This is a genomic window from Enterococcus mundtii, from assembly GCF_013394305.1.
Lineage (GTDB): Bacteria > Bacillota > Bacilli > Lactobacillales > Enterococcaceae > Enterococcus_B > Enterococcus_B pernyi.
The window spans coordinates 2664074-2675620 of record NZ_AP019810.1; the positions used below are offsets into that span (position 1 = coordinate 2664074).

Below are 11547 nucleotides of genomic sequence, written 5' to 3' on the forward strand. Positions count from 1 at the left end.
GAGACTTGATTTTTTGAAATAATAGTGGTTAAATAAACACATAGATGATTGATGAGAAAGACAACTGAATTTGAGAGTCTTCGATAAGAGAGGAAAAGCTAGGCTGAAACTTTTCCAGGAGAAAACCAAAGGATGACCACTTTCGAAACCTTTGTTGAAACAGAGGCGGTCGTACCGTTATCACGCTTGAGGAATACGCATGTCGTATTCAAAATTAGGTGGAACCACGAATTTTTCGTCCTAGTATCTGTACAGATACTAGGACTTTTTTTATTGGTGGCGAAGCTAAAAACGGAAATTTAAAGGAGGAACCCCTATGATAAAAATGACATTTCCTGATGGTGCAGTCAAAGAGTTTGCGCCAGGGATCACCACTGCAGAAATTGCAGAAAGTATTTCTAAAAGTTTAGCCAAAAAAGCCTTAGCTGGAAAAGTGAATGGCGAACTGATCGACTTGAACCGCGGGATCGAAGAGGATGGCTCAATCGAGATTGTGACACCTGATCATGAAGACGCACTTGCTTTGATTCGTCATTCAAGTGCTCATTTGATGGCACAAGCCATGCGCCGTTTATATCCAAATATCCACTTTGGTGTAGGACCAGCAATCGATTCAGGATTTTACTACGATACTGATAACGGTGAGAGCCAAGTCAGTGCCGAAGACCTACCAGCGATCGAAGCAGAAATGATGGCGATCGTCAAAGAAAATTTGCCGATCGAACGTCGTGTGTTATCAAAACAAGAAGCATTAGAAATCTTTGCAAGTGACCCTTACAAAGTGGAACTGATCAGCGAATTACCAGAAGACGAAGTCATCACTGCCTACCAACAAGGAGAATTCATCGATTTATGCCGTGGGCCACATGTCCCATCAACTGGTCGTATCCAAGTCTTCAAATTATTATCTGTGGCAGGAGCTTACTGGCGTGGAAATTCAAATAACCAAATGATGCAACGTGTTTATGGAACAGCATTTTTTGATAAAAAAGCGTTAAAAGCGTTTATCCAAATGCGTGAAGAAGCAAAAGAAAGAGACCATCGCAAACTAGGAAAAGAGCTAGAATTATTCATGGTAGCTCCTGAAGTTGGCTCTGGTTTACCTTTCTGGTTACCAAAAGGTGCAACAATCCGTCGTACGATCGAACGATACATCGTAGACAAAGAAATCAGCTTAGGCTATCAACATGTGTATACACCGATCATGGGGGACGTAGAGTTATACAAAACTTCAGGTCACTGGGATCATTACCAAGAAGATATGTTCCCACCAATGGATATGGGAGATGGCGAGATGCTCGTGCTACGCCCAATGAACTGCCCACATCATATGATGGTCTACAAAAATACAATCCATTCTTACCGTGAGTTACCGATCCGTATCGCTGAACTTGGTATGATGCACCGTTATGAAAAATCAGGTGCGTTGTCTGGATTACAACGTGTACGTGAAATGACATTGAATGACGGACACACATTCGTTCGTCCTGATCAGATCAAAGATGAATTCAAACGTACGTTGGAGTTGATGGTCGCAGTTTACGCTGATTTCAATATTACAGACTATCGCTTCCGTTTAAGTTACCGTGATCCAAACAACACAGACAAATATTTTGACGATGATGCCATGTGGGAAAAAGCACAGATCATGTTAAAAGCTGCGATGGATGAAATGGAACTTGACTATTTCGAAGCAGAAGGAGAAGCAGCCTTCTATGGACCAAAATTAGATGTCCAAGTTAAAACAGCATTGGGAACAGAAGAAACATTATCAACGATCCAATTAGACTTCTTATTACCAGAACGCTTTGATTTAACTTATGTAGGAGAAGATGGCGAAAATAATCATCGCCCAGTCGTTATCCACCGAGGCATCGTTTCAACAATGGAACGCTTTGTGGCATACTTGACAGAAGTATACAAAGGCGCATTCCCAACTTGGTTGGCACCGATCCAAGCAACGATCATCCCAGTTTCAGTTGATGCTCATTCAGATTACGCTTATGAAATCAAAGAACGTCTACAAATGAAAGGCTTGCGTGTAGAAGTCGACGATCGCAATGAAAAAATGGGTTATAAGATCCGTGCCTCACAAACGCAAAAAATCCCATACCAAATCGTAGTTGGGGATAAAGAAGTGGCAGATGCAACAGTCAATATCCGCCGATATGGTAGTAAAGAAACTGCTGTAGAGGACTTGAATATCTTTGTCGATGCAATGGCAGAAGAGGTTCATAATTACAGCCGTTAAGACGAGTTAGCAAGAGAACCAACGCCTAATTTAATAAAAACAGGAAGGACAACAAAGAATTGTTCCTTCCTGTTTTTTTATGGGGCACTCATTACACACGTCAAAACGCTAGATCGTGCTAAAATAAATGTATTAGATAAATAAGGGGGAACGTAGAGAATGTATCAACCAATCCAACCTCATCATCTGTTTCATCAAGCATATGAAGAAAAAATACATTATAAAGAAACGGTTCTCCCAGTCTTAGCAGATGTCTTGGTGTGTATGTGGGAGTCTATTTCATTTGACTTTAGCGGTACGGTCACCGACGTGATCATCGCCGACGGTTGCATTGATTTGATTGTCAATGTTTTGGAGCAATCTGTTTTCTATACTGGTTCAAGTAAAACGGACTTCAACTTTCTCTCAAGTTTTCCCGAACACTATATTGGTTTTCGCTTAAAGCCAGGTGCTTTTTCTGCTTTCACTGGTCGAGAGGCAACAGCAGCGATGGATCAAGTGTTGTTCATTGAAGAAGTAGATGTTGGGTTTGATACAACCCATCTTTTTGCGCTCACGATTGAAGAAATGAAAGAATCGCTGATCAGCGATTTATCCGGATTAGCCAAATGTATCTCTTCGACGGAATACATTCAGTTATTTGAAAAACTATATATAAAAAAATTAGCTTCCCCACAAGCATTATACGAATATACGAGACTTAGTCCAAGGCATGTCCAACGGCTATTCAAAAAGCATTACGGTCTCACCCCACAATTGGCTCTATCGACCATAAAATTTCATCATAGTTTGACCATTTTATTAAAACAACCTGCTGATCGAAGGGAGCTTATTGGAAATTATTATGACCAGTCCCATTTTATCAATGAGTTCAAAAAAAATATTGGCCTCACACCCATTGAGTTTGTTAAGTTGAGTGAGCAGCGAAAAATGTCGCTTCTATCCAATACGTTACTAACCTAAGTTGCTACAATAAAACTAACTTAAAAAAGGAGTGGTCGATAGATGAACTTTAATCAGGCAAAAATTGGATTGTTGATTCAAAAAGATTATGGGGAATGTTATGATTTTTAGACAAAAAAATTAGGATTGGTTCCTACATGGGGAAATCGAAAAGGTCCGTATACGTCATTTGCTATGGCAAAAGGAGAACCTAACTGTTTTGATATGACGTCAGCAAAAGAAATGTCTTTGGTCAAAGGGTATATACAGTCTGCTAAAAATGGAATATCTGATACAGTGGTGATAATATTACCTACGAAGGATATCCAAAAGGACTATGCGAAGTTAACCGCAAATGGTGTCACTTTTTTAGGTGACCCTCAGAAAATAGAGGCTTGGGGAGGATTTACCAGTGCCTACTTTAGAGACCCAGAAGGCAATTTGTTTGAACTGAATGATGGGTATTAGTTTCTTTTTGGATGTTGCTTCTTTCTTTTTTTTTGTTTTTAATAGCTGATTCTGTGAAACTCCATAAATGATAAGTCAAAAGAAACCAAGATAAGGGTGTGACATGTTGCCACTTATACCTTGGCTTCTTTTTTTAGCGATTGATTTTTAGGAATAACAGTAATCGGTTGAGCAGGCAGAGAACAAAGGATATTCTCTATTTTCTTGTTTAGTATGAGAATTGTTTGCCTTTGAGTATGATATAATGACATAGACATTTAGAAAAAGGGATGTGTATGAGATGAGCGTAGTGAGTCGCATTGAAAGTATGATGAATGACTATTCTTCTGCCGAAAGAAAACTAGCAGATTATATCGTAACACATGTAGAAAAAATACCAACGATGACAGCCAATGAGTTAGCAGAAGCGGCGGGCCTGAGCGCTCCCACAGTTGTTCGTTTCTCCAAAAAACTTGGCTTTCAAAGTTTAACGGATTTTAAAATCACTATTTCCACCGAATTACAAGCAGGTATCGTGGAAGGATTCAGCGATATTGAACCAAATGAATCATTTTATTCAATCAAACATAAATTAGGGAATAATGCGCAAGTAGCGATCAAAGAAACCGTGGATATTTTAGAAGAGGAGATGATCCAACGTGTCGTTGAGCGTCTGGAAGAAGCACAAACAGTTTATCTATATGGTGTGGGCGCATCTTCTTTAGTCGTTGAGGATATCCTCCAAAAATGGTCTCGTGTAGGAAAACCAATCATTTTTGAAAAAGACATCCACGTCTTATTGCCACAATTAGTGAGTAATGAAACAAAAAAAGTGCTATGGCTTGTCTCTAACTCAGGAAACAGCAAAGAAGTGGTGATGATCGGACAGTTAGCCAAAGAAATGGGAATCGATATTATCGCATTGACTCAATTTGGAAATAACCGATTAAGTAAATTGGCCGATGTCGTTGTCCAGACATCAAGACCAAAAGAAATCACGAACCGAAGTGCAGCAACTAACTCATTATTGGCTCAATTTGCAACGATTGATATCATTTTTTATCTTTATATGGCAAAGAATGAAAAATTAACCGAGAAAGTCACTCAAACCAAAGAAGTGATCAAAAATTATGTCAAACAAAAATGAAATAACAGATGATAGTTTTCCACAATGTCATATTTGTTTCCATTGTTTCACAGTAAAAGAAAACTTTATTTTCAAAAATAACCATATTTTTTAAAGTTTTTAGAATCCATTTGTGTGACACATTACTTGTTTGTGAAACAAACTAGTCTTTTTTGGGTCGAGAATTAAAGAATTTCTTGCGGATCAGGATTTTACTTTTTAATTTTGTTTTTTTTAGGTACAATGGAGCCTATAAGTAGGCGAAAAAGAAGGAATGATGAAAAGTTTTATGAAAAAAAATACAAATAATTCTTGGTTAGATCGAATAAAAAAAGGAACACAAGAACCAAAAAATAAAACGTTTCGACGGTCACATGTTCCCTTTCGTTTAAATTTCCTTTTTTTCATTATATTTACGTTGTTCGTGTCATTGATTGCTCGATTAGGTTATTTGCAGATCGTAAACAGTGAGGAACTAGAAGCAAAAGTCAAATCATCTTCGTCTCTAACGGTACAAGTAAGTTCACCCCGAGGCATGATCTACGATGCCACCGGGAAAGCTTTGGTGACAAACCAAGCCAACCAAGCAATCACGTTCACGAGAGGCAGAAATATGACAGCGGAGGATTTGCTGAAAACAGCAAATACCTTGACACAGTTGATCGATATGCCAGTGGATGAAAATTTGACTACACGTGACAAGAAGGATTTTTGGTTAGCAGATCCCAATCATTTGAAAGCTGCGACTGAACGCCTATCGGCAAAAGAAAAAAGCTTGAGTACGAGTGAGCAATACCAAGCAACTGTAGATAAAGTGACAGATGAGGAAATCAATTTCAATGAGGAACAATTGAAAGCAGCAACGATTTTTAAACGAATGAATAATGCGTATGAACTGAATACAGTTTTCATCAAAAATTCTGGTGTTACAGATCAAGAATTGGCGATCGTGGCAGAACATGCATCAGACCTGCCAGGTGTTTCAACAGGAACTGACTGGGTACGCCAGTATAATGCGGCGGATTCCATAAAGAGTATTCTAGGAAGCGTAACATCAGAAAAACAAGGCTTACCTGCCGATCAAGTGGAAGAATTCTTGGCAAAAGGCTACTCACGTAATGACCGAGTAGGCCAAAGCTATTTAGAAAAACAATATGAAGATGTCTTGCAAGGCACAAAGACACAATATGAAATCACTTTAGATAACAATGGAAATGTCATCCAACAAAAAGAATTGTATGCAGGAGAAAAAGGATCGAATTTGATGTTATCGATCAATGCAGAGTTCCAAGCGAAGGTCGAAGAGATTCTTAGAAACAATTATCAAAAATTAGTCGATAATGGAAAAGCCCAATACTCACCAGGTGCGTATGTAGTCGCGATGAATCCTCAAACAGGTGAAGTATTAGCGATGACGGGTTTCAGCCATGAGCAAGGCTCAAAAGAGTTGACTGAAAATGCCCTTGGTACGATCACGAATGCCTTTGTTCCAGGATCTGTTGTAAAGGCAGGTACGTTAGCCGCCGGTTGGCAAAGTGGCGTGATCAGCGGTAATCAAGTATTAGTAGATGAACCGATTCGATTACAAGGCTCTTCAGAAAAAAGCTCCGTCTTCAATCGTACTGGATCTGTACCTTTGGATGTGGTCCAAGCGTTAGAGCTTTCATCAAATACCTATATGATCAAAGTAGCGTTGAAGATGCTAGGGTTAGAGTACGTACCAAATATGGGCTTACCTAGTCTAAGTGAAGAGGCACAAGCGTATGAACAATTGCGTGACGGCTTTAAACAATTTGGACTTGGAACAGTCACAGGGATCGATTTACCAAATGAGTCTGCGGGGATCTCACACTCTGTTGAATACATGAAGAAATTCAATGCAGACAACGGACAAGACTGGTTCACACCAGGAAACTTTACTGACTTGGCATTTGGCCAGTTCGATACGTATACCCCGATCCAGTTAGCGCAATATGCAGCAACAGTAGCAAACGGTGGAAAAAGAATCCAACCACGCATTGTCAAAGGCATTTACGGGAACGACGAGAATGGTAACTTAGGTGAAGTGAAAAAAGAGATGGAACCAGTTGTCGAAAATACAGTAGACGTGTCTCCTGAAGAGATGGCCCTTTTACGTGAAGGATTCCATCAAGTAGTCCATGGAACAAATAACTACACGACTGCTCGATCATTAGCAGATGCAAAAATGGATCTTTCTGCTAAAACAGGGACAGCCGAAACAGTCGCTGAAGGTCATCCCGATATCGTAACAGTCAATAGTAATATTGTGGCTTACGGACCAACAGAAAATCCTGAGATTGCGGTAAGTGTTGTCTTACCAAACCTGCTAGATGAAAAAGACCATATGAATTCGGTCATAGCCAAAGAAATCATGAATGCTTATTACGATATGTTCATGGCAAACAGATAACAGAGGTCAGAGCCGAAGTATTTAGCCTCAAGAAATAAGGCGCCATCCACGAAGATTTTGTGGATGGCGCCTTATTTTCGAAGAGCTTACTTCTGCTCCCTCTGTTTATTTGGTTTTAAGTGGTGCGAGAGGACGAATGCCCCAGACGGATTTTTTATAATGAAAGTAATTTTTCAAGGTAATTCGCCAAACCGTCTTCTTCATTTGTTTGTTCAGTGACATCGTTGGCTACGCCTTTTAGTTGCTCAGTCCCATTAGCCATTGCCACACCCCAGCCCGCATATTCAAGAAGTTCTAAGTCATTGTGTTCATCACCAAAAGCAATCACATCTTTTTGTTCGATCGATAGATAATTCGCTACTTGATGGATTCCTTTCGCTTTTTCGATCCCTTTTGAAACAATCTCTAGTATCGCCATTGGTCCACCCCAAGTCCTTACATCGACATGCTTCCCAAATTGACGTGTTAGTTCGGCAGAAACTTGTTCAGCATATTGTTTTTCTGTACGTACCAATAAGGACGTAGGGTTAGTTGTTAGATTTCGTGGAGACAGTAGGTTTTCTGGTTTAGGATTTGGTGAAGCAAAGAATTTTGCGTCAAAAAAATCAAAAGTATCGATAAAGAAAGTGTCGCGATTCTCCGCAGCAATAAAATCTAGATTCAATTGATTTTTTTGCGCTAAGATCTCAAAAACAATCTCTTTATTGATCAATGTTTCTTGTTCTCCAGCCCATTGTTGGTTTGGGATATGCACAAGCGCACCGTTAAAGTTGACCATCGGTGTTGTCAATTCTAACTGTTGATAATATTGATAACTCATTCGATAAGGACGTCCGGTTGCAATACTGACATGATGGCCAGCATCAATGGCTTTTCTCAATGTCTCTTGGGTTTTAGAAGTAATGATCGACTCAGGATTCAAAGTTGTTCCATCCAAGTCGATCGCAATCAATTTTTTGTTCAATGCTGTCATTCCTTTCAAACAACGATTTGTTTCAGTCTAGCATATTTCAATGAATAAACAAGGTACAGATCTTTCTGAAAAATAAATGCTTTAAAGCAAAAATAGAAAAGAATCAAACCAAATTGAGTTAAACACGAACATTAAAATATAAAAATGACATTTCATAAAATTTTGTGTTGAAAAACGAATGAAATGTCTATATAATCTATAAATGTTCGACGGAAAATTATATTTGGATTTATTTTTACATATTATATAGTCCGTTAGAAAAAATCAGGGAGTGGAAATTTTTATGGAAAAGTTTTTCCAACTAAAGAAAAATAATACAAATGTACCAACAGAAATAATGGCTGGTGTAACAACGTTTTTTGCCATGAGTTATATATTATTTGTTAATCCGACGATCTTGTCAGCTGCTGGCATGCCATTTCAGGCAGTCTTTTTAGCGACGATCATTGCTTCGATCATCGGTACTTTAGTTATGGGATTATTTGCTAATGTGCCTTATGCACAAGCCCCAGGAATGGGTTTGAATGCTTTCTTCACATTTACAGTTGTTTTTGGGTTAGGTTATTCTTGGCAAGAAGCATTAGCCATGGTCTTTATTTGTGGGTTGATTAATGTATTTATTACAGTAACAAATATTCGGAAAATGATCATCCATGCTATTCCTGAGAGTTTACAACATGCAATCGGCGGTGGTATTGGGATTTTTGTTGCATACGTTGGGATCAAAAATGCTGGATTTTTGTCTTTCTCTGCAGATCAATCAGCGATAACTAGTTCTGTGGTTGATAATGGTCAAGTGACGAATGTGACGATCAACGGTGGTATCGTTCCAGAACTTGCAAACTTTAATAATGCGCCGATCCTACTAGCTGTCATTGGATTAGTTTTGACATCGATCTTAGTTGTTAAAAATGTTCGTGGTGCAATCTTGATCGGTATCGTAGTAACAACGATCATCGGGATCTTGATGGGTGTTGTTGATCTAGGAACGATCGATTGGGAACAAAATTCTTTAGGCAATTCAATCAATGAACTAGGCACGACGTTTGGTGCAGCATTTGGTGCGGAAGGGATGCAATCTTTATTCAGCGATAGCTCTAAGATCCCACAAGTCCTGATGACGATCATTGCCTTTAGTTTATCCGATACATTTGATACGATCGGTACGTTCATCGGTACTGGACGGCGTACAGGTATTTTCTCTAAAGAAGATGAGGAAGCTTTGGAAGATGGACGAGGATTCAAAACTAAAATGGATAAAGCGTTGTTCGCTGACGCAATCGCAACATCGATCGGTGCGATTTTCGGAACATCGAATACAACGACTTATGTCGAATCAGCAGCCGGTATTGGCGCTGGTGGTCGTACAGGTTTGACTTCAGTTGTCGTAGCCGCATTATTTGCTTTAAGTAGCTTATTTTCTCCACTGATCGCTATTGTACCGGCACAAGCAACTGCACCAGCATTGATCTTAGTTGGTGTGATGATGATGGCTTCGTTTGCTGATATCAATTGGTTAGATATGGAAGAAGCATTACCTGCCTTTTTTGCTTCGATCTTCATGGGATTAGCTTACAGCATCTCTTACGGAATCGCTGCTGGTTTTATCTTCTACACGATCATGAAAGTGATCAAAGGCAAAACAAACGAGATTTCAATTGCTTTATGGGTTGTTGATATTTTATTCATTCTCAACTTCGTCATTTTAGCAATCATTTAAAAGACATTTTTAATTAGGAGTGAAGAGTAGGCTAACTCTTTGCTCCTATTTTATTTGGTCTATGTCTTCTTTGACAAAAATGAATGATACTGGCACATACGTTGCACACACGTACAAAAATAGGTATGATAATAGAGACGAAAGAAGGGTGATAGATGAAGGTTCAATGGAGAAAAAATTTATTCGTAGCTTGGATAGGCTGCTTTTTTACTGGTTCAAGTATCAGTTTAGTCATGCCGTTCATTCCAGTTTACGTCGAACAACTAGGTACACCTAAGGATCAAATTGAATTATTTTCAGGATTAGCGATTTCAGTAACAGCCTTTGCTGCGGCGATCGTTGCGCCTATTTGGGGAAATCTAGCCGATCGAAAAGGACGGAAAATGATGATGATCCGGGCAGCAGCAGGTATGACGATCACTATGGGATCACTAGCTTTTGTCCCAAATGCTTATTGGCTTTTAGTCATGCGTTTCTTTAATGGGATTTTATCTGGATACATACCTAATGCGACAGCGATGATTGCTTCACAAGCGCCTAAAGAGAAAAGTGGATGGGCGTTAGGCACGCTTTCTACTGGGGCAGTGGCAGGGACGCTGATTGGTCCGTCAATGGGAGGCGCTTTGGCGCAATGGTTCGGAATGGAAAATGTTTTTTTGATTACTGGAGGGTTATTACTGATCACCACGATCTTAACGATTTTCATGGTAAAAGAAGATTTCCAACCGGTAGAGAAAAAAGATATGATCAGTACCAAAGAAGTTTTTGCTAAAATGGATCACTTTTCTGTGTTAGTCGGTTTATTTGTTACTACTCTGATCTTACAGTTAGGGATCACCACGATCAGTCCAATCTTGACATTGTACATTCGGGAATTGAGTGGTGACACATCAAATATCTTATTTGTTAGTGGATTGATTGTTTCAGTATCAGGTGTTTCAGCAGTATTTTCTTCTCCAAGACTGGGGAAATTAGGGGATAAGATCGGAAATCAGAAGGTGCTGTTAGCAGGTTTGGTACTTTCGTTTTGTTGTTACTTACCAATGGCATTTGTGACTACGCCCTTACAATTAGGGATCTTACGTTTTATATTAGGTTTTTCGACAGGTGCGTTGATGCCATCGATCAATACATTGATCAGCAAGATCACACCAGAAGAAGGTGTCAGTCGAGTATACAGCTATAACCAAATGTTTACGAACTTTGGTCAAGTACTAGGACCGATGTTAGGTTCGACAGTCGCTCATGCGTACAATTATAGTACAGTGTTTATTGTGACTAGTCTCTTTGTTCTGACGAATATTCTTTTATCACTATTTAATTTTAGAAAAGTACTTCATCAAAAACTATGATCAAGAAAAAAACAGATTGGAGTATTTCTCCAATCTGTTCGGCTTTTATGAATGTGAAGCGGACGAAGTTTCTTTTTTAGGTGTTGCAACAGCGCTGATCAAAATGACGATCAATCCTGCAACCAATGAAATAATAGTCGTCATGGTAAAATCATATGGGCTACTAGACAATGCACCACCGATATAGCCAACCACTTGACCTAAAATGACTGCCCAAAATAATGTGACGATATATCGCATATCAAACACCTCTTTTCTAAGTTCAGTTTACCAGATTTTTTTTGAATGTAAAGGGAGAAACAGGC

The 11547-nt window shown here is 39.2% G+C and carries 9 protein-coding genes; 7 read left to right on the plus strand and 2 right to left on the minus strand.

Features of this window, described 5'->3' with window-relative positions; all coding sequences use genetic code 11:
• Positions 1 to 316: 316 nt before the first annotated feature.
• The 5 genes from thrS to HZ311_RS12840 all read left to right on the plus strand — a co-directional run bounded on the left by thrS (position 317) and on the right by HZ311_RS12840 (position 7197).
• On the plus strand, positions 317 to 2251 hold the full coding sequence (thrS, locus tag HZ311_RS12820) for a threonine--tRNA ligase (RefSeq protein WP_019723795.1): 1935 nt from the start codon (positions 317 to 319) through the stop codon (positions 2249 to 2251).
• Between the two features lie 159 nt (positions 2252 to 2410).
• Positions 2411 to 3214: an AraC family transcriptional regulator gene (locus HZ311_RS12825; protein ID WP_178946738.1), complete on the plus strand. Its 804-nt coding sequence runs from the start codon at positions 2411 to 2413 to the stop codon at positions 3212 to 3214.
• Positions 3215 to 3388: 174 nt separating this feature from the next.
• Complete coding sequence (locus tag HZ311_RS12830; protein ID WP_232092490.1) at positions 3389 to 3661, plus strand: VOC family protein; 273 nt, start codon at positions 3389 to 3391, stop codon at positions 3659 to 3661.
• A 280-nt stretch (positions 3662 to 3941) separates the two neighbouring features.
• The gene (locus HZ311_RS12835) at positions 3942 to 4787 is read left to right on the plus strand and encodes a MurR/RpiR family transcriptional regulator (RefSeq protein ID WP_010735849.1); all 846 of its coding nucleotides are present in this window, start codon (positions 3942 to 3944) and stop codon (positions 4785 to 4787) included.
• A 253-nt stretch (positions 4788 to 5040) separates the two neighbouring features.
• Positions 5041 to 7197 carry a peptidoglycan D,D-transpeptidase FtsI family protein gene (locus tag HZ311_RS12840; RefSeq protein ID WP_137072138.1) on the plus strand — a complete coding sequence of 719 codons (2157 nt, stop codon included), beginning with the start codon at positions 5041 to 5043 and terminating at the stop codon, positions 7195 to 7197.
• 154 nt (positions 7198 to 7351) lie between these two features.
• On the opposite strand, the gene HZ311_RS12845 is transcribed toward HZ311_RS12840, so the two are convergent.
• Positions 7352 to 8161, minus strand: a complete 810-nt coding sequence (locus HZ311_RS12845; RefSeq protein ID WP_010735846.1) for a Cof-type HAD-IIB family hydrolase — start codon at positions 8159 to 8161, stop codon at positions 7352 to 7354.
• A 292-nt stretch (positions 8162 to 8453) separates the two neighbouring features.
• On the opposite strand from HZ311_RS12845, the gene HZ311_RS12850 reads away from it, so the two are divergent.
• Both HZ311_RS12850 and HZ311_RS12855 read left to right on the plus strand, forming a co-directional pair.
• The gene (locus tag HZ311_RS12850; RefSeq protein ID WP_019723063.1) at positions 8454 to 9890 is read left to right on the plus strand and encodes an NCS2 family permease; all 1437 of its coding nucleotides are present in this window, start codon (positions 8454 to 8456) and stop codon (positions 9888 to 9890) included.
• Between the two features lie 155 nt (positions 9891 to 10045).
• Entirely contained in the window at positions 10046 to 11242 is a 1197-nt protein-coding gene (locus HZ311_RS12855; protein ID WP_010735844.1) for a multidrug efflux MFS transporter, read from the plus strand.
• A 45-nt stretch (positions 11243 to 11287) separates the two neighbouring features.
• Here HZ311_RS12855 and HZ311_RS12860 read toward each other — a convergent pair whose 3' ends face one another.
• Positions 11288 to 11482 (minus strand): YjzD family protein, encoded by a 195-nt coding sequence (locus tag HZ311_RS12860; protein WP_010735843.1) that lies wholly within the window; start codon positions 11480 to 11482, stop codon positions 11288 to 11290.
• Positions 11483 to 11547: the final 65 nt, after the last annotated feature.